16 protein-coding genes are annotated in these 22,424 nt (G+C 67.2%); 10 read left to right on the top strand and 6 right to left on the bottom strand.

Going from position 1 to position 22,424, the window contains the following annotated elements:
- From ACORQU_RS18475 to ACORQU_RS18465, 3 genes are read right to left on the bottom strand one after another with little or no spacing between them, the layout of a single operon-like run.
- On the bottom strand, positions 1 to 186 hold the full coding sequence (locus ACORQU_RS18475; RefSeq protein WP_271645670.1) for a hypothetical protein: 186 nt from the start codon (positions 184 to 186) through the stop codon (positions 1 to 3).
- Positions 183 to 1,616, bottom strand: coding sequence for a radical SAM protein (locus ACORQU_RS18470; RefSeq protein ID WP_491642484.1), 1,434 nt, complete (start codon positions 1,614 to 1,616; stop codon positions 183 to 185). Before ACORQU_RS18470 ends, ACORQU_RS18475 begins: the two co-directional genes overlap by 4 nt.
- Positions 1,601 to 2,341: a prolipoprotein diacylglyceryl transferase gene (locus tag ACORQU_RS18465; RefSeq protein WP_491642483.1), complete on the bottom strand. Its 741-nt coding sequence runs from the start codon at positions 2,339 to 2,341 to the stop codon at positions 1,601 to 1,603. Before ACORQU_RS18465 ends, ACORQU_RS18470 begins: the two co-directional genes overlap by 16 nt.
- A gap of 307 nt (positions 2,342 to 2,648) precedes the next feature.
- Between ACORQU_RS18465 and carA the strand changes: the two genes are divergently transcribed.
- The 5 genes from carA to recJ all read left to right on the top strand — a co-directional run bounded on the left by carA (position 2,649) and on the right by recJ (position 10,239).
- Positions 2,649 to 3,779 (top strand): glutamine-hydrolyzing carbamoyl-phosphate synthase small subunit, encoded by a 1,131-nt coding sequence (gene carA, locus ACORQU_RS18460; protein WP_491642482.1) that lies wholly within the window; start codon positions 2,649 to 2,651, stop codon positions 3,777 to 3,779.
- 95 nt (positions 3,780 to 3,874) lie between these two features.
- Entirely contained in the window at positions 3,875 to 7,117 is a 3,243-nt protein-coding gene (gene carB / locus ACORQU_RS18455) for a carbamoyl-phosphate synthase large subunit (RefSeq protein WP_491642481.1), read from the top strand.
- The gene (greA, locus tag ACORQU_RS18450; protein ID WP_271645675.1) at positions 7,114 to 7,590 is read left to right on the top strand and encodes a transcription elongation factor GreA; all 477 of its coding nucleotides are present in this window, start codon (positions 7,114 to 7,116) and stop codon (positions 7,588 to 7,590) included. The genes carB and greA overlap by 4 nt, the downstream gene beginning before the upstream one ends.
- Positions 7,591 to 7,603: 13 nt before the next feature.
- Positions 7,604 to 8,521, top strand: coding sequence for a phosphoglycerate mutase (locus tag ACORQU_RS18445; RefSeq protein ID WP_491642480.1), 918 nt, complete (start codon positions 7,604 to 7,606; stop codon positions 8,519 to 8,521).
- Positions 8,518 to 10,239 carry a single-stranded-DNA-specific exonuclease RecJ gene (recJ, locus tag ACORQU_RS18440; protein ID WP_491642479.1) on the top strand — a complete coding sequence of 574 codons (1,722 nt, stop codon included), beginning with the start codon at positions 8,518 to 8,520 and terminating at the stop codon, positions 10,237 to 10,239. The genes ACORQU_RS18445 and recJ overlap by 4 nt, the downstream gene beginning before the upstream one ends.
- A gap of 17 nt (positions 10,240 to 10,256) precedes the next feature.
- Here recJ and ACORQU_RS18435 read toward each other — a convergent pair whose 3' ends face one another.
- A complete protein-coding gene (locus tag ACORQU_RS18435; RefSeq protein WP_491642478.1) occupies positions 10,257 to 11,723 on the bottom strand; it encodes a glycosyltransferase family 39 protein in 1,467 nt (488 codons plus the stop codon).
- A 249-nt stretch (positions 11,724 to 11,972) separates the two neighbouring features.
- Between ACORQU_RS18435 and ACORQU_RS18430 the strand changes: the two genes are divergently transcribed.
- From ACORQU_RS18430 to ACORQU_RS18410, 5 genes are all read left to right on the top strand, one after another.
- Positions 11,973 to 12,839 carry a LytTR family DNA-binding domain-containing protein gene (locus tag ACORQU_RS18430; RefSeq protein WP_271645679.1) on the top strand — a complete coding sequence of 289 codons (867 nt, stop codon included), beginning with the start codon at positions 11,973 to 11,975 and terminating at the stop codon, positions 12,837 to 12,839.
- A gap of 238 nt (positions 12,840 to 13,077) precedes the next feature.
- A protein-coding gene (gene prfB / locus ACORQU_RS18425; protein ID WP_271645680.1) for a peptide chain release factor 2 occupies positions 13,078 to 14,203 on the top strand; the annotation gives its coding sequence in 2 pieces (ribosomal slippage) (positions 13,078 to 13,152 and positions 13,154 to 14,203; 1,125 coding nt in all).
- Between the two features lie 127 nt (positions 14,204 to 14,330).
- Entirely contained in the window at positions 14,331 to 15,854 is a 1,524-nt protein-coding gene (lysS, locus tag ACORQU_RS18420; protein ID WP_491642477.1) for a lysine--tRNA ligase, read from the top strand.
- Positions 15,855 to 16,150: 296 nt separating this feature from the next.
- Complete coding sequence (locus ACORQU_RS18415; protein ID WP_271645682.1) at positions 16,151 to 17,290, top strand: response regulator; 1,140 nt, start codon at positions 16,151 to 16,153, stop codon at positions 17,288 to 17,290.
- A 4-nt stretch (positions 17,291 to 17,294) separates the two neighbouring features.
- Positions 17,295 to 19,523, top strand: a complete 2,229-nt coding sequence (locus ACORQU_RS18410; RefSeq protein WP_491642476.1) for an ATP-binding protein — start codon at positions 17,295 to 17,297, stop codon at positions 19,521 to 19,523.
- Between the two features lie 61 nt (positions 19,524 to 19,584).
- Here ACORQU_RS18410 and ACORQU_RS18405 read toward each other — a convergent pair whose 3' ends face one another.
- Positions 19,585 to 20,454, bottom strand: coding sequence for a crotonase/enoyl-CoA hydratase family protein (locus tag ACORQU_RS18405; RefSeq protein WP_491642475.1), 870 nt, complete (start codon positions 20,452 to 20,454; stop codon positions 19,585 to 19,587).
- 272 nt (positions 20,455 to 20,726) lie between these two features.
- Positions 20,727 to 22,418, bottom strand: a complete 1,692-nt coding sequence (locus tag ACORQU_RS18400; protein ID WP_491642474.1) for a long-chain fatty acid--CoA ligase — start codon at positions 22,416 to 22,418, stop codon at positions 20,727 to 20,729.
- Positions 22,419 to 22,424 lie beyond the last annotated feature (6 nt).

The raw sequence follows: 22,424 nt of genomic DNA, 5'->3' as shown, positions 1-22,424 counted from the left end.
TCAGTTCATCGCGATCATGCCGAAGCACGCGGCGGCCAGCAGGATGGTGAGCCCGCCGATGGTGGCCAGGATGCCGATGATGATCTTGGCCCAGGTCGGGAAGCCGGTCCGCTGCGGTGCCGGTGCAGGGGGAAGTTCGGGCGGAGGTGCCGTAGGCGAGGCGTCGTGTTCGTCCGGGAGATTCATGCCGTGGCTTCCTTGAGCGGTGTGCCGTCGACCCAGTCGCGCAGGGCGTCGAGCTGCTGGCGACGGTCGTCGCGGTAGAACAGGTTGTAGGTGTCGAACGGCACGATCGTGCCATCGGGCTGGGCGATGTGCACGCAGCTCTTCTTCACCGAGCGCAGGTCGAAGCCCTCGGCGTCGATGAAGGCCATGATCAGCACGCGGAACACGTTGCGGTAGTCCAGTCCTTGCGGGGCCTGCACCTGCGGCAGGCAGCACAGCAGGTCGGCCAGCGAGCAGGCTTGCGACTGCGGCGAGTGGTTGGTGGCGAACAGCTTGAACACGGCCTCGCGCAGCGACGCGTCCTTTTCCACCACGATGCTGTTGCGGCCGCCCTCGATCAGCACCTCCGGTGGAATCAGGCCGGTCAACGGCAGGACGCGATCCTCCAGCTTCAACGCGTAAGCCATCGCCAGCGCGTCGGGATGGCAAGGCACCGGGATCAGGTCCTCGGGGCGGAACAGCTCGCTCTGCTCGAGGATGCCGCGGCGGACCTCGGTCAGGGTCAGGCGGTCGCGCGCCGGGTCATAGCCCTCGGTGCGGCCGGCATGCTGGATCGGCTGGAAGGTCACCCCACGCACGCAGGGCTGGCGCCTGGCGAAGTCGATGATCTCGCCGAGTTCGCCGTCGTTGAGGCCTTTCTTGACCGTCACCACCAGGGTGGTGGAGATGTCGTGCCGGTTCAGCGCCTCCAACGCGCGTCGCCGGATCTCGCCCAGGCGCGCGCCGCGCAGTTCCTGATGGACCTCATCACGCAGCGAGTCGAACTGCAGGTACAGCTCGAAGCCGGGCATGTAGCCGGCCAGACGCTCGACGAACGCCGGATCCTTCGCGATCCGCAGCCCGTTGGTGTTGACCATCAGATGGCGGATCGGCCGCGCCTTGGCCGCGTCGAGGATTTCGAAGAACTGCGGATGCAGGGTCGGCTCGCCGCCGGAGATCTGGACCACATCCGGTTCGCCCTCGTTGGCAACCACCGCATCGAGCATGCGCTCGATGGTGGCCAGGTCGCGGAAGCCGGGGCGATGCGGCCCCGAATCGGCATAGCAGATCGGGCAGCGCAGGTTGCAGTGATCGGTGACCTCGATCAGGGTCAGGCAGCTGTGCTGCATGTGCTCCGGGCACAGCCCGCAGTCGTAGGGACAGCCCCAGCGCCGCTCGGTGTTGAAACGCTGCGGCAGTTCGGGCGGCTTGATGAAGCGCTCGCGGCACAGGCGGTAGTAGTCGATGTCGTCGGCCACCAGCACCCGTTCGCGCCCGTGCTGTGGGCACCACTTCTCCAGGTAGACGCCGCCATCCTTGAACAGGATGGTCGCCTCCACCCGACGCAGGCAGGTCGAGCACACCGACACGGCGGTGTCGTAGAACAGGTAAGGCCTTACTTTTGCCGCCATGCAGGGGTCCATGCGATGCGTGGGAGGTCGCGCACATGGTAGGCCACGCCTAGCACGCACAGCAGCTGGAGGCCTGACAGCAGGCCGAAGTAGTACAGCGGGATGGGACGGATGGACTCGATCACCAGCCGGTACAGCAGGTAGCCGACCAGGAACAGCTTGAAGCGGTCGCCCGGGCGCGGCAGGCGATCGCCGTAGCGGGTCAGCAGGCCGCCCCAGAGCGCGACGAAGGCGATCTCGTAAAGCTGGGTCGGGTGCCGCGGGACGCCATCGCCGAAGTCCACGCCCCAGGGCAGGGACGTGGGATTGCCGTAGGTGTGGTCGGCCAGTCCGCCCAGGAAACAGCCGATGCGCCCGATGATCATCCCGATGGTCAGGGGCAGGACGAAGGCATCCCCGGTCGAACCGCGGATCCCGGCCAGGCGCTTGGCGATCTCCACGCCGGCCCGGCCGCCGAGCAGCGCCCCGATGATCGACTTGCCCTCCAGCAGCCGGCGCAACGTCGGGAAATCGGTGAAGGCATAGGCCGGGTCGTAGAGCCAATAGGCGATCTTGCTGCCCAGCGCCGCGCCCAGGACGGTCCCGCCGACCAGCAACAGCGACTGGACCTTATCGGTCTGGCCGGGCAGGGGCAGGCGGCGGCGTTGGCGCAGGTAGAGCTGGAAGCCGACCGAATAGGCGGCCGCTTCCAGCAGCGTGTGGACCCAGTAGGCGTTCAGCGTCATCAATGCCAGTGTAGTCGCCATTCCTGGCCGGTGGTTGGGTGTTGGCAGGCGCCAAACGCGCGTCCTGGCACGGTTTGCGCGAGGCTACGGCGTCACGCTGGTTCCGACAGGGTTTGATCGGATCTCGTCCGGCCGCGTCATCCATGTGAAAAATACGGCTGGCGCCCGACCCCCCGGGTCCGTACAATTCGCACTCGCCTGATGACCACATCACCTCGGACCGGAGAAGCGCCGCGTCCGCGGTTTCTTGCAGCCGCAAGTTTGACGTGGGCACAGGGTTTTCCTCCATCCCCAAGGCGAACCTGCAGTGACCCAACCCGCAATCCTGGTCCTCGAAGACGGCACCGTATTCGAGGGCGAATCGGTCGGCGCAAACGGACTGTCCGTCGGCGAAGTGGTGTTCAACACCGCCATGACCGGCTATCAGGAGATCGTCACCGATCCGTCCTACGCGCGTCAGCTGGTGACGCTGACCTATCCCCATATCGGCAACACCGGTTGCACCGACCAGGACGACGAGGCCGCCAAGGTCTGGTCGGCCGGCCTGATCGTGCGCGACGTACCGCGCCGTCCCAGCAGCTGGCGTAGCCAGGTTTCGCTGCAGGACTGGCTGAGCGCACGCGGCGTGGTGGCCATTTCCGGCATCGACACCCGCAAGCTGACCCGCCTGTTGCGCGAGAAGGGCGCGCAGAACGGCGCGGTCATGGCCGGGCAGATCGACGTCGAGCAGGCACTGGAAGCCGCCCGCAAGTTCCCTGGCCTCAAGGGCATGGACCTGGCCAAGGTGGTCTCCACCGACAAGACCTATCCCTGGACCGAGGGCCAACTGGACCTGGATACCGGCGCGCCGGTACAGGTCGAGGCGAAGTTCAAGGTGGTGGCCTACGACTACGGCGTGAAGCTCAACATCCTGCGCATGCTGGCCGAGCGTGGGTGCGAGGTCACCGTCGTCCCGGCGCAGACGCCGGCCGCCGAGGTGCTGGCGCTCAAGCCCGACGGTGTGTTCCTGTCCAATGGCCCTGGCGATCCGGAACCCTGCGACTACGCCATCGCCGCGATCAAGGACTTCGTCGCGCAGAAGGTGCCGACCTTCGGTATCTGCCTGGGCCACCAGCTGCTGGCGCTGGCTGCAGGGGCCAAGACCATGAAGATGGGCCACGGCCACCACGGCGCCAACCATCCGGTCATCGACCTGGACTCGGGCCGGGTGATGATCACCTCGCAGAACCACGGCTTCGCCGTGGACGAGGCGAGTGTGCCGGCCAACGTGCGGGTCACCCATCGCTCGCTGTTCGACGGCACCAACCAGGGCATCGCGCTGACCGACGCCCCGGCGTTCTCCTTCCAGGGCCACCCGGAAGCGTCGCCCGGCCCGCATGACGTGGCGCCGCTGTTCGACCGCTTTGTCGAGCTGATGGGAGCCCAGGCGCGCGGGTGAGCCCGCGCACCTGACTGCCTTGTCGGCATGGTCCAGGCCATGCCTTTCGATTCCAGCGTCGCCGCCGTTCGCGCGATGCCAACACGAGTAGCGAAATGCCCAAGCGCACCGACCTCAAGACCATCCTCATCATCGGCGCCGGCCCGATCGTCATCGGCCAGGCCTGCGAGTTCGATTACTCCGGCGCACAGGCCTGCAAGGCGCTGCGCGACGAGGGCTACCGCGTGGTCCTGGTCAACTCAAACCCGGCCACGATCATGACCGACCCGGAGATGGCCGACGCGGTCTATATCGAGCCGATCAACTGGCAGACGGTCGAAAAGATCATCGCCAAGGAAAAGCCCGACGCGCTGCTGCCGACCATGGGCGGACAGACCGCGCTGAACTGCGCGCTGGACCTGGCCGACCACGGCGTGCTGGAGAAGTACAACGTCGAGCTGATCGGTGCCAAGCGCGAGGCCATCCGCATGGCCGAGGACCGCGAGCTGTTCCGCGTGGCGATGGGGGAGATCGGCCTGGAGTGCCCCAAGGCCGAGGTCGCGCGCAGCTTCGAGCAGGCCGTGGAGATCCAAGCCAAGGTCGGCTACCCGACCATCATCCGCCCGTCCTTCACCCTCGGCGGCACCGGTGGCGGCATCGCCTACAACCGCGAGGAGTTCGAGGAGATCATCAAGCGCGGCCTGGAACTGTCCCCGGTGCATGAGGTGCTGGTGGAAGAGTCCGTGCTGGGCTGGAAGGAGTTCGAGATGGAGGTGGTCCGCGACACTGCGGACAACTGCATCATCGTGTGCTCCATCGAGAACCTGGACCCGATGGGCGTGCACACCGGTGACTCGATCACCGTGGCCCCGGCCCAGACCCTGACCGACAAGGAATACCAGCGCCTGCGCGATGCCTCCATCGCCGTGCTGCGCAAGATCGGCGTGGATACCGGTGGCTCGAACGTGCAGTTCGGCATCAGCCCGACCACCGGCCGGGTGGTGGTGATCGAGATGAACCCGCGCGTGTCGCGCTCCTCGGCGCTGGCCTCCAAGGCGACCGGCTTCCCGATCGCCAAGGTCGCCGCCAAGCTGGCCGTGGGCTACACCCTGGACGAGCTGAAGAACGAGATCACCGGCGGCAAGACCCCGGCCTCGTTCGAGCCGTCGATCGACTACGTGGTCACCAAGATCCCGCGCTTTGCCTTCGAGAAGTTCCCGCAGGCCGATGCCCGCCTGACCACGCAGATGAAGTCGGTGGGCGAGGTGATGGCCATGGGCCGAACCTTCTCCGAGTCGGTGCAGAAGGCGCTGCGTGGACTGGAAACCGGCAAGGTCGGCTTCGATCCCACCGGCCTGGACCTGTCCAACGAGGACGACCTGACCACCCTGCGCCGCGAGCTCAAGGCGCCGGGCCCGGAACGCCTGTTCTATGTCGGCGATGCGTTCCGCGCCGGCATGAGCGTGGAAGAGGTGTTCGCCCTGTCCTTCATCGACCCGTGGTTCCTGGACCAGATCCATGACCTGATCGCCGACGAGGCGCAGGTGGCGGCCGACGGGCTGGGCTCGCTGGACAAGACGCGCATGCGCAAGCTCAAGCGCGCCGGCTTTTCCGACGCCCGTCTGGCCCAGCTGACCGGCACCGACGAGAACGCCGTGCGCGTGCTGCGCAAGGCGCTGGGCATCAAGCCGGTGTACAAGCGCGTGGACTCCAGCGCGGCCGAGTTCGCCACCGACACCGCTTACCTGTATTCGACCTACGAGGACGAGTGCGAGGCCAACCCGACCAGCCGCGACAAGATCATGATCCTGGGCGGCGGCCCCAACCGCATCGGCCAGGGCATCGAGTTCGACTACTGCTGCGTGCATGCGGCGCTGTCCCTGCGCGAGGACGGCTACGAGACCATCATGGTCAACTGCAACCCGGAGACGGTGTCCACCGACTACGACACCTCCGACCGCCTGTACTTCGAGCCGCTGACCCTGGAAGACGTGCTGGCCATCGTCGAGCTGGAGCAGCCCAAGGGCGTGATCGTGCAGTACGGCGGGCAGACCCCGCTGAAGTTGGCGCGCGCGCTGGAAGCCAATGGCGTGCCGGTGATCGGCACCTCGCCCGATTCGATCGATCTGGCCGAGGACCGCGAGCGTTTCCAGAAGCTGGTCGACAAGCTGGGCCTGAAGCAGCCGCCGAACCGCATCGCCCGCAACGACCAGGAAGCCCTGCTGCTGGCGCGCGAGATCGGCTATCCGCTGGTGGTGCGCCCGAGCTACGTGCTCGGCGGCCGCGCAATGGAGATCGTCTACGGCGAGTCGGACCTGGCGCGCTACGTGCGCGACGCGGTCAAGGTCTCCAATGATTCGCCGGTACTGCTGGACCGCTTCCTGGACAACGCCGTGGAAGTGGACGTGGACATCATCGCCGACAAGGACGGCCACGTGCTGATCGGCGGGGTGATGGAGCACATCGAGGAGGCCGGCGTGCATTCGGGCGATTCGTCCTGCTCGCTGCCGCCGTACTCGCTCTCGGCTGAAACCCAGGCCGAGCTGCGCCGCCAGGTGGTCGAACTGGCCAAGGCCCTGAACGTGGTCGGCCTGATGAACACCCAGTTCGCGATCCAGGCCGGCGAGAACGGCGAAGACATCGTCTACCTGCTGGAAGTGAACCCGCGTGCCTCGCGCACCGTGCCGTTCGTGTCCAAGGCCACCGGCATGCCGTTGGCCAAGATCGCCGCGCGCTGCATGGCCGGCAAGACCCTGGCCGAGCAGGGCGCCACCAAGGAAATCGTGCCGGAGTATTACTCGGTCAAGGAAGCGATCTTCCCGTTCGCCAAGTTCCAGGGCGTCGACCCGATCCTCGGGCCGGAAATGCGCTCCACTGGCGAGGTCATGGGCGTAGGCCGCAGCTTCGGCGCGGCGATGGCGCGTGCGCAGGAGGCGGGCGGCATCAAGGCCCCGCAGCCGGGCAAGGCCTTCGTTTCGGTCCGCGACCCGGACAAGCAGCGTGTGCTGCCGGTGGCCCAGGCCCTGATCGAGCGTGGCTTCACGCTGGTGGCCACGGTGGGCACGGCAAAATGGCTGCGTGAGCACGACATCGAATGCGAGCAGGTCAACAAGGTCACCGATGGCCGCCCGCATATCGTCGATCTGATCAAGAACGGCGAGATCGTGTATATCGTCAACACGACCGAAGGCCGTCGTGCGATCTCCGATTCGTTCTCCATTCGTCGTGAGGCGCTGCAGCAGCGCGTTACGTATTCCACCACGATCGCCGGCGCCCGCGCGCTGGTGAACTCGCTGGAGTTCCGCGGCACCGGTCCGGTGCTGGCGCTCCAGGAGCTGCACAAGGAGCTGCAATCATGAGAGCCCCCATCACCAAACAGGGTGCCCAGCGCCTGCGTGACGAGCTGGACCAGCTGAAGTCGGTCAAGCGCCCGGAGGTCATCGCCGCCATCGCCGAGGCGCGCGCGCACGGCGACCTGAAGGAAAACGCCGAGTACCACGCCGCCCGCGAACAGCAGGGTTTCATCGAAGGCCGCATCAACCAGCTGGAGGCCGAGCTGTCCACGGCCGAGGTGATCGACGTGGCCGCGCTCAACGCCGGCTCGCGCGTGGTGTTTGGCGCCACCGTGGTCCTGGCCGACGTGGAGACCGACGAGGAGAAGAAGTACCAGATCGTCGGTGACCTGGAGGCGGACATCAAGCAGTCGCTGATCGCCATTTCTTCGCCCATCGCGCGTGCGCTGATCGGCAAGAACGAGGGGGACAGCGTGACCATCCAGGCCCCGGCGGGCGAGCACGAATACGAGATCGTCAGCGTCTCCTACGGCGCCTGAGTCCCTCGCAGGCATGGCCTCCGCCACGCTGTTGCTGCCGGCGCGCGCAAGGTTCGCCGGCGCCCTGCCGGCCCAGGTCGGCAAGGCCCTGGGCCGCGCCGACCGCGCCCAGGGCGAGCCAGGCGAACGCGCCCAACTGCGCCGCCACTTCCAGCTTGTTCCCGACCACTGGCCCGTGGCGGCGCTGACCCGGCAGCTGGACGCCGGTGATGCCGCCGGAGGTCGCTGGCTGCGCGCCGATCCCGCCTATCTCGCCCCGGACATGACCGGGGCGCGGTTGCTGGCCCACGGGCCGGCCCTGGGTCTGGATGCCAGCGATGTGGCCGCGTTACTGCCCGCCTTGAAGCCGCTGTTCGGCGATGCTGGCCTGCTGCTGGATGCGCCGGAGCCGTCGCGCTGGTACCTGCGTTTGCCCTCGGACAGCTCGCTGCCGGACTTCGCCGCGCCGGAGGACGTGGTGGGTGACGACCTGTTCGGTCATCTTCCGCACGGCGACACCGGGCGCCGGTGGCGCGCCTTGTTTACCGAGGCCCAGGTGCTGCTGCACCAGCATCCGTGGAATGCCCAGCGCGCCGCGCAGGGCAAGCCGGCGGTCAATGCGCTGTGGTTCTGGGGGCAGGGCGTGCTGCCGCAGTCGGTGCGCACGGTCTATCGACAGGTCCGCAGCCGCGACGACCTGTTGCGTGCCTTGTCGGGTCAGGCCGGCGTGCCCGAATCCATCGAAGAAGGCGTCGATGCCTTGGTGGACCTGCGGCACCTGAAGTCGCGCGCGATGTTGGTCGATGAGGCGCTCATGCCGCTGCTGGCCGAGTTGCGCGGCGGCAAGCTCGCGCAGGTGGTGCTGGATTTCCAGGACGGGACTCAGTTCACCCTGCGCCCGGGCCAGCGCTGGCGACTGCTGCGTCGCGCCTTGCCGCAGCTGGACGCATGAGCGCAGCCACGCGGATTACCCGCCGCATCGCTGCGCCGGGTGGGCAATGGTCCGGCGCCGTCCTGCCCCTGCTGCAGCGGGTCTACGCCGGTCGCGGCGCGCTGGACGATGCCCGCGCCCGGCCGCGCTTGGCCCAGCTGCATGCGCCGGATCTGTTGACTGGGATGGACGCGGCGGTGGCTCTGCTGGCCGAAGCCATGGCCCAGGACCGCCACATCGTGGTGGTTGGCGATTTCGACTGCGATGGCGCCACCGCCTGCGCCACGGCCGTGCGCGGGCTGATCCTGCTCGGCGCGCGCCATGTCACCCCGGCCGTGCCCAACCGGGTCACCCACGGCTATGGGCTCTCTCCGGGGCTGGTGGCCGAACTGGCCGAGCTCAAACCCGAGCTACTGGTCACCGTCGACCATGGCATCGCCTGCCATGCCGGCATCGAACAGGCGAGGGGGCTGGGCTGGCAGGTGCTGGTCACCGACCACCATCTGCCCGGGCCGCGGTTGCCGCAGGCCCATGCCATCGTCAATCCCAACCTGGCCGGCGACGGCTTCCCGAGTAAATCGTTGGCCGGGGTCGGGGTGATGTTCTACGTGTTGCTGGCGCTGCGGAAATATCTGCGCGAAGCCGGCCGGCTGCCGTCGCCCGAGCCGGATCTGTCCACGCTGTTGGACCTGGTCGCCGTCGGCACCGTGGCCGACCTGGTGCCGCTGGACGCCAATAACCGCGCCCTGGTCTCGGCCGGCCTGCGTCGACTGCGTGCCGGACAGGGTTGCGCGGGCCTGCGCGCCTTGATCGAGGTCTGCGGGCGCCGCGCCGAAACCCTCACCGCCGCCGACATCGGCTTTGCCATCGGCCCGCGCCTCAATGCCGCCGGGCGCCTGGAGGACATGGCGCTGGGGATCGCCTGCCTGCTGTGCGACGAGGACGCGCCGGCGCGCGAGATGGCCGGCATCCTGCACGGCATCAACGCCGAGCGTCGCGGCGTACAGCAGCAGATGACCGACGAGGCCGAGGCCGCCCTGGCCAGGCTGGCCGCGCTGGAGGGCGATGCGCCGCTGGCGGTGTGCCTGTTCGACGCAGACTGGCACCCGGGCGTGGTGGGGCTGGTGGCTTCCAAGATGAAAGATCGCGTGCACCGCCCGGTGATCGCCTTCGCCCCGGCCGAGCCTGGCAGCACGGCGCTGCGCGGTTCGGCGCGCTCGATCCCGGGCTTCCATATCCGCGATGCGCTGGCCGCCGTCGATGCCCAGCATCCGGGCCTGATGCAGAAGTTCGGCGGCCACGCGATGGCGGCCGGCTTGAGCCTTGAACTGGAGCAACTGCCGGCCTTCCAGGCGGCCTTTGTCGCCCAGGTGTCCGCCACCCTGGACGCCGCGCTGCTGCAGGCCGAACTGCTCAGTGACGGCGAGCTGGCCCCGCATGAGTTCGATCGCGTCCATGCCGAGGCGTTGCGCGATGGCGGGCCGTGGGGGCAGGGGTTTGCCGAGCCGCTGTTCGATGGCGTGTTCGAGGTGATCGACTGGCGCGCGGTGGGCGAACGGCATCTCAAGCTGGTCCTGCGTTGCCCGCAACGCGCCGCGCCGCTCAACGCCATTCACTTCAACGGCCTCACGCGCGAGCCGCCGGCCGCACGCGTGCACCTGGCCTATCGCCTGGCGCCGGACGACTATCGCGGCGGCGATGCCATCCAGCTCATCGTCGAGCATTGCGTTCCGGCCTGAATCAGGCCGCGTGCGGCTCAGCCGAACCGAGGTTTGGTCCCCCAGATCTGCGGCCAGATCGGCGGGATGTCGCGGCAGACGAAGATCTCGTAGCCGTTCGCCGATTCCTCGTTGGCCACCCCCTCGCGGTTGCGGAAGGTGCCGTGCGAGCTGCACCTGGCGACACTCCCGCGCTGGTCCTCGGCGGTATTGCCCAGCTCGATGATCACGCTTGGCTGCGGGTCGCCATAACCGCGATACCAGGCCGAGTTGGTCCGGCTGATCACCGGCGGCAGGCCGAGCACCGGGCCATATAGCGCCATGGCGCCGGCCTCGCCGTAATTGTTGGCCAGGATCGCCGCGTTGGCCCGCTCGGCGGCGGGCAAGCCACGGTAGATCGCAGCCACGCGCTGGGCCAGTTCCTGCCAGCCCACCTGCTCGGCGTAGTCCCCGTGCAGACGCCGGGTCAGCTGCCAGAGCGGGGAATTGACCGGCGCGATCGGCAGATGCAGCGCGGCGCCCAGCGGTAGGCCGACCGCCAGCAGGGCGGCGACCGCAATGCGCAGTCCACGCGCGCGACCGGCGGACATGGACGCACACCAGCGCTCAATGGCCACGTAGCCGGCCGCCAACAGCATCGGATAGCCCGGCGCCATGTAGTAGCCGCGGCCGCGCGAGAGCGCGAACAGCAGCAGCGGCACCGCATACATCCAGGCCAGCACGCGGTAACGGCGCATCGAACCGGCCAGCGTGAGGAACCCCAGCCCCGCCAGCCAGACCGGCAGGGTCAGCGCGCTGGCGTTGGCGTACAGCTGCTCGGGGAAGAACAGGTCGGTGCGGCCGATGGCCACGTCGCGGGTGTGGATGTGGGCGACGAAGTCCACGTAGATGAAGTCGTGCCGCACCTGCCAGACCAGGTTCGGCAGGAAGATCACGAAGGCCACGCCCACGCCCAGCCAGGGCCAGCGCGTGCGCAGTTGCGCGCGCAGCGGTCCGCCCAGCACGCCGACGGCCAGGCCCGCGGCCCAGAACACGATGGTGTAGCGCGTCATCAGCCCAAGGCCAAAGATCACCCCGAGCGCCAGCCACAGACGCGGATCGCCGTCCTTGGCCAGGCGCAGCACCAGCCACCCGGCCGCCACCACCCACAACAGGTCGGGACCGCAGTACATGAGGATGCTGCTGTTGACCAGGCCAAAGGGCATGCATGCGGTGGCCAGCGCCGCGCAGACCTGGGCGAAGCGCCGGCCGCCGAGCTCGGCGGCGATCAGCCCTGCCAGCACCATCGCACCGCACTGCGCGAGCGCGGCAATCACGCGAAAGCCAATGAGCGAGGTCCCGAACACCGCCAGCTCCACTCGCGCCAGCCACGGCACCAGCGGCGGGTAGGGCACATAGCCCCAGTCCAGATGGCGGGCGTCGTCCAGCACCTGCAGTTCGTCCCGGTGGAAGCCGTAGGCGCCGTTGAGCCACACATGCACGAGGAAGCGCATGAGCGCCAGCACGAGCAGCAGCTTCAGTTCGGAGCGGCCCCGGGCTCCGTTCGAAGCGGTTTCATGCCGGCACGTGCGCTCAGGGCCGAGGGAGGAAGCGGTCGGGGACGCGTTCATGGCAGAGCATCGGCCGAAGAGGCGGGTAGTGTTTCCGCACCGTCCCCGGCCGAACCAGCCCAATGTGACCATCCGCCCCAGATTGGGGACCAACCGCGGACCTGCGGGGCCGGACGGGACCGGCGGGTCCCTTAGAATTGCGGCATGCAAGCATCGAGACCCACCGCCTACGAGCGGCTGCTGCCCTGGAAGCGTACGGTCGAGGTGGGATTCTGGGTCGTCTATATCGCCTGGAACGCCACCTTCAACAGCATCACCGTGGTCATGGACGTGCACAAGGCGGGTCTGGCCTTCGCCGACTGGGAGCCGGTGGTGTGGGAGTGGTCCAGCAACCTGGGCTGGCTATTGTTGGTCTGGCCTCTGGTGCGCTTCACCGCGTGGCGGCCGTTGCGCTGGACGGGCGGGCTGCGCAAGGTGGCCGAGTATCTTCTGGCCAGCGTGGTCTTCTCGCTGCTGCACGTGGTCGGCATGTATGCCCTGCGTGCCTTGGTGTATCGCTGGATGGGCGGCGAGTACCGGTTCGGTGGCTGGCTGTCCGCCTGGCCCTACGAGTACCTCAAGGACGTGCGCAGCTTCTTCGTGCTGGTCGTCTTCATCGAGACCTGGCGCCTGCTGATACGGCGCCTGCAGGGCGAAGCACAGCTGCTGGATGCGCCCGATGACGGCCCGCCAGTGGAGCCGGTCGAGCGCCCTGAGCGCTTCCTGGTGCGCAAGCTGGGGCGCGAGTTCCTGATTGCCGTCTCCGAGATCGAATGGGCGCAGGCCTCGGGCAACTACGTCAATCTGCGGGTGCGCGGGCATGACTATCCCTTGCGCAGCACCATGGCCGCGCTGGAAGCCCGGCTGGACCCGCAGTGCTTCGTGCGCATCCATCGCAGCTATCTGGTCAATCTGCGGCAGGTGGCTTCGATCGAGCCGCTGGAGAGTGGTGATGCGCGGGTGCATCTGCGCGAAGGCGTGCCGTTGCCCTGCAGTCGCAGTTATCGCGCGGCGCTACGCGAGGCCGCCTGAGGCGAAGGATCTGGCATCCCCGTGCGTGTGGCCGCCCGGTCGGCGGCTTCGCACGGCTGCTGGCGGCGCCGGCCCCTGCCGGATGGCCCTGGAGTCCCAGGACAAAGGCAAGGTGTCGCGCGACCGGCCGGTCCGCTGTTCCCGGAATGGCCTGCCTTAGCCGCGCAGGTGACCGGAGGCCGGCCCCAGGTGGCAGTCTTGCTAGAATTGCAGTCTTGTCTCAGACCGTTGTCATTTCATGATCGAACTCAATCCCGTGCGCCAGCGCATCGCCGACCTGACCGGCCGCCTGGACTCACTCAGGGGGTATCTTTGACTACGACGCCAAGCGTGAGCGTCTGGAAGAAGTCGAGCGCGAGCTCGAAAACCCCGATATCTGGAACGATCCGGAACGCGCCCAGGGCCTGGGCCGCGAGCGCGCCCAGCTGGACCGGACCGTCAACGGCATCCGCGACCTGACCGAGGGCCTGACCGGCGCCAACGAGCTGTTGGAACTGGCCGAGATGGAATCCGACGAGGACACCGCCAACGCGGTGGTCGCCGATGTCGAACGCTTCGCCCGTGACGTGGACAAGCTGGAGTTCCAGCGCATGTTCTCCGGCGAGATGGACACGGCCAACGCGTTCGTCGACATCCAGGCTGGCGCCGGCGGCACCGAAGCCCAGGACTGGGCCGAGATCCTGCTGCGCATGTACCTGCGCTGGGCCGAAGGGCGCGGCTGGAAGGTCGAGTTGATGGAAGCCTCCGCAGGCGAAGTGGCCGGCATCAAGTCCGCCACCTTCCGCGTGGAGGGCGATTACGCCTACGGCTGGCTCAAGACCGAAATCGGCGTGCATCGCCTGGTGCGCAAGTCGCCGTTCGACTCGGACAACCGCCGCCATACCAGCTTCACCTCGGTCTTCGTCGCGCCGGAAGTCGACGACAACATCGACATCGAGATCAATCCGGCCGACCTGAAGACCGACGTGTACCGGTCCTCCGGCGCCGGCGGCCAGCACGTCAACAAGACCGAGTCGGCGGTGCGCATCACCCACGTGCCGACCAATACGGTGGTGGCCTGCCAGACCGAGCGTTCGCAGCACGCCAACCGCGACCGCGCCATGAAGATGCTCAAGGCCAAGCTGTACGAACTCGAAGTCCAGAAACGCAACGCGGAAAAGAACGCGCTGGAAGCCACCAAGGCTGACATCGGCTGGGGCAGCCAGATCCGCAACTACGTGCTGGACCAGAGCCGCATCAAGGACCTGCGCACCGGCGTGGAGCGTTCCGATACGCAGAAGGTGCTCGACGGCGACCTGGATGAATTCCTGGAAGCCAGCCTCAAGTCCGGCCTGGATGCCGGCGCCAGGCGCATCGACGCCTGACCTGCAACAGGGTGGGAGCCGCCATGGCGGCGAGGCGCTGGCCCGGTGCTTTCCGGGTTGCCCGCATCGCGGCCATGGCCGCTCCCACCGTTTCACTCCTACATTTCACACCTGAATCCACACCGCCATGACCGAACAGCCCCCCGCGCCGCAGCCCCCCGTCGACGAGAACAGCCTCATCGCCGAGCGCCGCGGCAAACTCACCGCGCTGCGCGGGCAGGGCATCGCCTATCCCAACGACTTCAAGCGCGACACCTACGCCGGCGACCTGCAGGCCGAGTTCGCCGATGCGCAGGCCTTCGGCGCCGAAGCACTGGAAGGCCTGGGGCGCCAGGTCAAGCTCGCCGGTCGCTTGATGGCCAAGCGCGTGATGGGCAAGGCCAGCTTCGCCCAGATCCAGGACGAGTCCGGCCGCATCCAGCTGTTCCTGCAGGGCAATGTGCTGGGCGATGCCTACACGGCGTTCAAGGGCTGGGACGTGGGCGACATCATCGCGGTGGAGGGCGGGCTTACCCGCACCCGCACCGGCGAGCTGTCGGTCAAGGTCTCGGCCGTGCGTCTGCTGACCAAGTCGCTGCGCCCGCTGCCGGACAAGTGGCATGGCCTGAGCGATGTCGAGCAGCGCTACCGCCAGCGCTACGTGGACCTGATCGTGACCCCGGAGGCGCGCGAGGTCTTCATCAAGCGCTCCAAGATCATCCGCGCGATCCGCTCGTGGCTGGACAACCGGCGCTTCCTGGAAGTGGAGACGCCGATGATGCATTACATCCCCGGCGGTGCCACGGCCAAGCCGTTCACTACGCACCACAACGCACTGGACCTGCAGCTGTACCTGCGCGTGGCGCCGGAGCTGTATCTCAAGCGCCTGGTGGTGGGCGGGCTGGAGCGTGTCTACGAGATCAACCGCAACTTCCGCAACGAAGGCGTCTCGACCCGGCACAACCCCGAGTTCACGATGCTCGAGCTGTACGAGGCCTACGCCACCTACCACGAGGTCATGGACCTGACCGAAGGCGTGATCCGCGAGACCGCGCAGACGGTGCTGGGCACCGCCCAGGTCGAGTGGGACGGCGCGCAGATCGATCTGGCCCCGGCCTTCCGCCGCTGGCGCATGGACGAGGCCGTGCGCCACCACAATCCGGAAATCACCGCCGAGGACTGCACCGACCGCGACGCGCTGGCCCGCCACTGCGAGCGGCTGAAGATCAGGATCAAGCCGTCCTACGGCTGGGGCAAGCTGCTGCTGGAGATCTTCGAGGCCACCGTCGAGCACACCCTGGTGCAGCCGACCTTCATCACCGACCACCCGGTCGAGGTCTCGCCGTTGGCCCGCGCCAGCGACACCGAGGCCGGTTATACCGACCGCTTCGAGCTGTTCATCAACGGCAAGGAGATCGCCAACGGCTTCTCCGAGCTCAACGACCCGGAAGACCAGGCCGCGCGCTTCCGCGCCCAGGTCGAGGCCAAGGACGGCGGGGACGACGAGGCCATGCATTTCGACGCCGACTACATCCGTGCGCTCGAATACGGCATGGCGCCTACGGGCGGTCTGGGCATCGGCATCGACCGGCTGGTCATGCTGCTGACCGGGACCGCTTCGATCCGGGACGTGCTGCTCTTCCCCTACATGCGCCCTGAAGCGCAGGGTTGAAAAGTGACGCGTGGGGGCAGCCAGTGGCGCCCACGCAACCCGGCCGTCATCGCGCCCAACGTCGGTCCGAGACGGCTTGCCGCGGGAGATCCTGCGATTTTTGGGCGACCGATGTGCGCAATCGGTGGCGTTTTGCTGGTTTCATGACAGGTGGGCAGCGTTCGGGATCGGTGGCATGCTTTCTGCTTATAGCTCACTATTCTGGACGTGTGGCGGCATCTGGGCCGCATTTTCGGCGCTCTGGCGTTTTCCTATCGTTCCCTGCAGCCTCGTAATCCCCCGAGAGGTGGCGTTCCATGCTCACCCCCAACCGCGTCTTCACAGCGGTTTCCTCCCCCAAGGACCAGCAGCACTGGCCCAATGGGGCGGGGAGCGAACTGAACATCGTCATCGTCGACGATCAGGCGTCGGCGCGCACGATGCTGCGCCACGTGATCGAGGACATCGCCTCGGAACTGGCCGTTCACGATTTCGGCGATCCGCAGGTGGCCCTGGATTGGTGCAGCAACAACCGCACCGACCTGCTGCTGCTGGACTACCGCATGCCGGGGATGGACGGGCTGGAGTTCGCCCGCCGCTTCCGCCGCCTGCCGATGCATCGCGACATCCCGGTCATCCTGATCACCGTGGTCGGCGACGAGCCGATCCGCCAGGCCGCGCTGGAAGCCGGGGTCATCGATTTCCTGGTCAAGCCGGTGCGTCCGCGCGAGCTGCGCGCCCGCTGCCGCAACCTGCTGCAGCTGAGGCAGCAGTCGGAAAACGTCAAACAGCGCGCCCTGTCGCTGGAGCAGCGCCTGCTGTCGAGCATGCACGAGGTGGAAGAGCGTGAGCGCGAGACGCTCTCGCGCCTGGCCCGGGCCATCGAATATCGCGATAGCGGCACCAGCGCATTCCTCGAACGCATGTCGCGCATCGCAGCGCTCATCGCCGAGCAACTGGGCATGGGCGAGGAGGATGTGCGGGCCATCGAGCTGGCCGCGCCCCTGCACGACATGGGCAAGATCGCCATCCCCGACGCGGTGCTGATGAAGGCCGGCCCCCTGGAGCCGGAAGAACAGGCGATCATGCGCCGCCATCCGAAGATCGGCCACGAGCTGCTCAGCGGTAGCCAGAATCGCCTGATCCAGGCCGGCGCGATCATCGCGCTGCGCCATCACGAGCGCTTCGATGGCAGCGGCTATCCGGATGGTCTGCGCGGCGAACAGATTCCCATCGAGGCCCGCATCGTGGCCGTGGCCGACGTGTTCGATGCGCTGATCTCGGCGCGCCCATATAAGCCCGCCTGGACCCGCGATGCCGCGCTGGCCTACCTCTATGCACAGCGCGGCAAGCTGTTCGATCCGGTCTGCGTGGATGCGCTGTTCCGTGGTCGCGAGCGGCTCGATGCCATCTGCGAACGTTATTCCACCGTGCAAGCCCGCCCAGGAATGGAGTAAGCCCATGGCCGCACTGCTGCAACAGCTCAAGGACAGGCTGGCCGTGCGCCGGGACAACGAGCACGGCCAGGCGGTTGTGCGAATCACCCTGATCAGCCTGATCCTGTTCTACGTGATGCTGCCGCCGGTCCGTGCCAGCATTCCGCAAGCCAAGTACGACGGCGTGCTCGCCATCGTCCTCACCGGCCTGGTCCTGGCCTGGTTGCTGCTGGCCTGGATGATGGCCCGGCCGACGCGATCCGATACGCGGCGGATCATCGGCATGCTGGCCGATTACGGCCTCATGGCCGCCGGCATGGTCCAGATGGGCGAGCCGCTGAGCTGGGTCTACGTGGTGGTGATGTGGGTGACGGTCGGCAACGGCCTGCGCTTCGGCCACCGCTATCTCTACCTGGCCGTGGCCATGGCGGTGGTCAGCTTCGCCACTACGGTGCTACTGAGCGAGTACTGGTTGGCCAACCTCCGATTGGGCATCGGCCTGGTCGCTGGACTGGCAGCCGTGCCGCTGTATTTCTCCGGGTTGCTGCGCAAGTTGACCCGCGCCAGCGCGGACGCCAGGCGCGCGAGCGAGGCCAAGAGTCGCTTCCTGGCCAATATGAGCCACGAGTTCCGTACACCACTCAACGGCCTGTCCGGGATGACCGAGGTGCTGGCGACCACGCGCCTGGATGCCGAGCAGCGCGAGTGCGTCAACACCATCCAGGCTTCGGCGCGCAGCCTGCTGGCGCTGGTGGAAGAGGTGCTGGACATCTCGGCGATCGAGGCCGGCAAGCTGCGCCTGGATGAGGCCGAGTTCTCGCCGCACGAGCTGGTCCAGCACGTGGGATTCATCATGCTGCCGCAGGCCAAGGCCAAGAAGCTCGACTACACGGTCAGCTTCGGGGCGGACGTGCCCAAGGTGCTGCGCGGTGACGCCCGGCACCTGCGCCAGATCCTGATCAACCTGGTCGGCAACGCGGTGAAGTTCACCGATCGGGGCGGGGTGCGCATCCAGGTCGCCTCGCAGCCTTCGACCGATGGCCGGCCGCGCCTGCGCTTCACCGTGATCGATACCGGGATCGGAATCCCGGTCCGGTTGCAGGGACGGTTGTTCGAGGCCTTCGAACAGGCCGATGTCAGCCTGAGCCGGCGCTATGGCGGCACGGGCCTGGGGGCGGCGATCGCCAAGGGTCTGGCCGAGGCGATGGGCGGTTCGATCGGGTTCGAAAGCGAGCTCGGCCTGGGCAGCACGTTCTGGGTGGAACTGCCCTTTGGCGAGATCGACATGGCCGCCGCCCGTGCCGCGGCTGCCGTTCCGGCGATCCTGGAGCAGGACGATGCCGAGGCGGAGACGCCCGAAGTGTCCGCCGTTGCGCAGGCGTCACCGGCCTCGCAGGAAAACGTGATTGCGTTTTCCGATCCGTTCCTGCGCCACCGCGCGCGGGTCCGCAGCATGCAGATCCTGGTCGCCGACGACCACGAGGCCAACCGCATGGTGCTGCAGCGCCTGCTGCAGAAGGCCGGCCACAAGGTGACCTGTGTCAACGGTGGCGAGGAGGTGCTCGACGCCCTGGCCGCGTCGGATTACGACGCGGTGATCATCGATTTGCATATGCCGGGCGTGAGTGGGCTGGACCTGCTCAAGGAACTGCGCGTGTTGCAGGCTGGCGGTGCGCCGCGAACACCCGTGATGGTGCTGAGCGCCGATGTCACGCCGCAGTCGATCAGCAGCTGCGAACAGGCCGGAGCCTACGCCTTCCTGGCCAAGCCCGTGGTCGCCTCCAAACTGCTGGACACCCTCAACGAGATCGCCGTCAACGGCAACCTGCGCCAGCAGGCAAGGCTGACGGTGGTGCGCGGCAGTTCCGAAGCCGCTGCCGGGGAGGTGCTCGACCCCCAGGTACTGGACGAGTTGTCCCAGTTGGGTATGGGCGAGGGGTTCGAGCACGAATTCATCCAGCAGTGCCTGTCCGATGCCGACACGTGCTTGGTCGGCCTGCGTCGCGCTGGCGAGCAAAGCGACTGGCCGGTGATGCGCGAACAAGCCCACGCCCTTAAGGGCGTGGCGAGCAACCTCGGCCTGACCCGGCTTGCCGATGAGGGAGGGCAGTTCATGCGCATGGCCGACTGGCAGATCCAGGCCGAATGGCGCCATCGACTGGGCCAGATCGAGCAACAGATCGCACGCGGACGCGATGCACTCCATGCGCGCGCGCAGCGACGCAAGATCAGCGACGGCAGCGGCGAGCGCTGAGCGACGACCGGGCCCGACGAGCGCGTCGGGCCGAAAGTCCTTTTCCGTAGACCGCCCCGAATCAGGCGGCGTCGAGGCTGGCGCGACGTGTCTGGGCCTTGACCAGGCGATCCATCGTGCGCAGCGACTTCTCTCCCAGTGCCAGGGCGGTTTCCACCCAGACCTTGGTGATTTCCAGCAGTTCGTCGTAGCCCACCGCCTGGGCGAGGTTGCGTGCCTGGTTCATGGCCAGGTAGGAGTGCGGGATGCGGCGCTGCTGGCGGATCAGCTCCTCGGTCGCAGCGATGCCCTGGCCCTTGGGCACCAGCACATCCACCACGCCCAGCTTGTACATTTCCTCGGCGCTGTAGACCCGGCCTTCCAGGATGATCTTTTCGGCGACCTGCGGCGCCACGCGTCGGCACAGGAAGGAGTAGGCGCCCATGCCCGGGAACAGGCCGAATAGGACTTCCGGCAGGCCCATGCCGGCGCCTTCTTCGGCCACGATGGTGTGGCAGGCCAGCGCCATTTCCAGGCCGCCGCCCAGCGCGTCGCCCTGGATGAGAGCGATGCTGCGCACGTCGCCGCCGAAGCCGACATGCAGGTGGTGGACCCCTTCGACGCAGCGTTGCGCGTAGGACAGCAGACGATCGCGGTTGCCCTCGCGGATGAGCTGGGTGAACAGATTCAGGTCGCCGCCGAGGTTGTAGGCGCTGGCATCGGACGCCAGCACGAAGTGGCGCAGTTCGCCGCTGCGGCGCTGGGAGGGCGCGCGGGTGACCTGGCTCATGAACGACCACATCTCATCGAGCATCTCCGGGCGGCAGCACGGACGGATCCCCTCGGCGGCGTCGGCGTGCATGTACAGCCAGTGAGCGCTGTCGTCGTGGGTCAGTTCGGTGCGGATGGTGGAGTAGGCGCGGGTGCGGAGGAGCTTCTCGATGTTGTTCATGGCGGCGTTCCTGGGATCGAAGGGGTAGGAGGCCACGTCGGGGGTCGCGGCGTAGCCGATCCTACACCTGAACCAGTTGTTAAATGCGATAAAAAAGTCGCTGAAGTCAATGACTTATGGCGACTCGCGCTACCTCCAGATTTTATGTGACGGAAGTCACTAAATAGCGGGCGCGCGCTGGCCGCCCGAGTCGCGCAGCGGGCACACTCGATGAGTTAGGCGTCAGAGCTTGGATGTCACCGCACCGTACCGGTGCGGCGACGCCGAAGCGTTCAGTGCGCGGCAGTGGCCGGAGCGCGCAGCTCCTTGCGCAGGATCTTGCCGACGTTGGACTTGGGCAGTTCGCTGCGGAACTCCACGTGCCGTGGCTGCTTGTAACCGGTCAGGTTCTCGCGGCAGAACGCCTTGACCTCCTCCACGCTGAGCCCGCCGGCACGCTTGGGCACGATGAACACCTTGACGGCCTCGCCGGAGCGCTCGTCCGGTACGCCGATGGCCGCGACCTCCAGGACGCCGGGCATGCCGGCGACCACGTCCTCGACCTCGTTCGGGTACACGTTGAAGCCCGACACCAGGATCATGTCCTTCTTGCGATCCACGATGTAGAAGAAGCCACGCGCGTCCATGCGGGCCATGTCGCCGGTGTGCAGCCAGCCCTCGGCGTCCATGACCTTGGCGGTTTCCTCGGGCTTGTTCCAGTAGCCCTTCATCACCTGAGGGCCCTTGATGCACAGCTCGCCCACCGCGTCTTCCCCAGCGGCGACGAGGTTGCCCTCGTCATCCTTGAGGCAGCAGTCGGTGGACGGAACCGGCAGGCCGATCGACCCGTTGTAGTCGGCCAGGTCCATCGGATTGATGCAGGCCGCGGGCGAAGTCTCGGTCAGGCCGTAGGCCTCGATCAGGGTCACGCCGGTGACCTGCTTCCAGCGATCGGCCACGCTGTGCTGCACGGCCATGCCGCCGCCCAGGGTCAGGCGCAGGGTGCTGAAATCGATCTTGTCGAACCCCGGCGTGTTGAGCAGGCCGTTGAACAGCGTGTTGACGCCGGTGATGGCGGTGAACGGGGCCTTGGACAGCTCCTTGACGAAGCCCTTCATGTCGCGCGGGTTGGTGATCAGGTGGTTGAGTCCGCCGAACTTCATGAAGACCAGGCAGTTCGCCGTCAACGCGAAGATGTGATACAGCGGCAGCGCGGTGATGATGTATTCCTCGCCGGGCTTGGTCTTGATGCCGACCCAGGTCGAGGCCTGCTGCATGTTGGCCACCAGATTGCGGTGGGTGAGCATCGCGCCCTTGGCCACGCCGGTGGTGCCGCCGGTGTACTGGAGGAACGCGATGTCATCGGGCTGGATGTCCAGTTTGGGCAGGGGCTTGGCCTTGCCCATGGCCAATGCGTCGCGGAAGCGGATCGCGCCGGCGATCTCATAGTCCGGGACCATCTTCTTGACGTAGCGCAGGACGAAGTTCACCAGCGCGCCCTTGGCCCCGCCGAGCATGTCGCCCAGCCCCGTGGTGATCACGTGCTTGACCGAGGTGCCGGCGAGGGCCTCCTGGGCGGTGTCACCGAAGTTGTCCACGACGATCAGCGCCGCCGCGCCGGCGTCTTCGAGCTGATGATGCAGTTCGCGCGCGGTGTAGAGCGGATTGACGTTGACCACGGTCAATCCAGCACGAAGGATGCCGAAGATCGAGATCGGGTACTGCAGGCAGTTGGGCATCATGACCGCCACGCGGTCGCCCCGCTTGAGCTTGAGCCCGTGCAGCAGATAGCTGGCCATCTGCTGGCTCAGGACGTCGATGTCCGCGTAGGTCAGGACCTTGCCGAAGTTGGAGAAGGCCGGCCGGTCACGGTAGTCGGCGATCGCGGTCTCCAGGATCGAGACCACCGAGCGGTACTGCTCCAGGTCGATCTCGTGGGGAACGCCGTTGGGATAACTCGCAAGCCAGGGCCGGTCCTGCATCATCGTCTG

It is taken from the genome of Pseudoxanthomonas sp. JC1303 (genome assembly GCF_058448525.1).
The sequence above is the reverse complement of the archived record's forward strand: the minus strand, read 5'-3'. Positions and strand labels throughout refer to the sequence as shown.

Bases quoted from the DNA above. Each gene is read 5' to 3' on its own strand.
- ACORQU_RS18475 (WP_271645670.1), bottom strand. From the start codon at position 186: ATGAATCTCCCGGACGAACACGACGCCTCGCCTACGGCACCTCCGCCC.
- ACORQU_RS18470 (WP_491642484.1), bottom strand. From the start codon at position 1,616: ATGGCGGCAAAAGTAAGGCCTTACCTGTTCTACGACACCGCCGTGTCG.
- ACORQU_RS18465 (WP_491642483.1), bottom strand. From the start codon at position 2,341: ATGACGCTGAACGCCTACTGGGTCCACACGCTGCTGGAAGCGGCCGCC.
- carB (WP_491642481.1), top strand. From the start codon at position 3,875: ATGCCCAAGCGCACCGACCTCAAGACCATCCTCATCATCGGCGCCGGC.
- greA (WP_271645675.1), top strand. From the start codon at position 7,114: ATGAGAGCCCCCATCACCAAACAGGGTGCCCAGCGCCTGCGTGACGAG.
- ACORQU_RS18445 (WP_491642480.1), top strand. From the start codon at position 7,604: ATGGCCTCCGCCACGCTGTTGCTGCCGGCGCGCGCAAGGTTCGCCGGC.
- recJ (WP_491642479.1), top strand. From the start codon at position 8,518: ATGAGCGCAGCCACGCGGATTACCCGCCGCATCGCTGCGCCGGGTGGG.
- ACORQU_RS18430 (WP_271645679.1), top strand. From the start codon at position 11,973: ATGCAAGCATCGAGACCCACCGCCTACGAGCGGCTGCTGCCCTGGAAG.
- lysS (WP_491642477.1), top strand. From the start codon at position 14,331: ATGACCGAACAGCCCCCCGCGCCGCAGCCCCCCGTCGACGAGAACAGC.
- ACORQU_RS18415 (WP_271645682.1), top strand. From the start codon at position 16,151: ATGCTCACCCCCAACCGCGTCTTCACAGCGGTTTCCTCCCCCAAGGAC.
- ACORQU_RS18410 (WP_491642476.1), top strand. From the start codon at position 17,295: ATGGCCGCACTGCTGCAACAGCTCAAGGACAGGCTGGCCGTGCGCCGG.
- ACORQU_RS18405 (WP_491642475.1), bottom strand. From the start codon at position 20,454: ATGAACAACATCGAGAAGCTCCTCCGCACCCGCGCCTACTCCACCATC.
- ACORQU_RS18400 (WP_491642474.1), bottom strand. From the start codon at position 22,418: ATGATGCAGGACCGGCCCTGGCTTGCGAGTTATCCCAACGGCGTTCCC.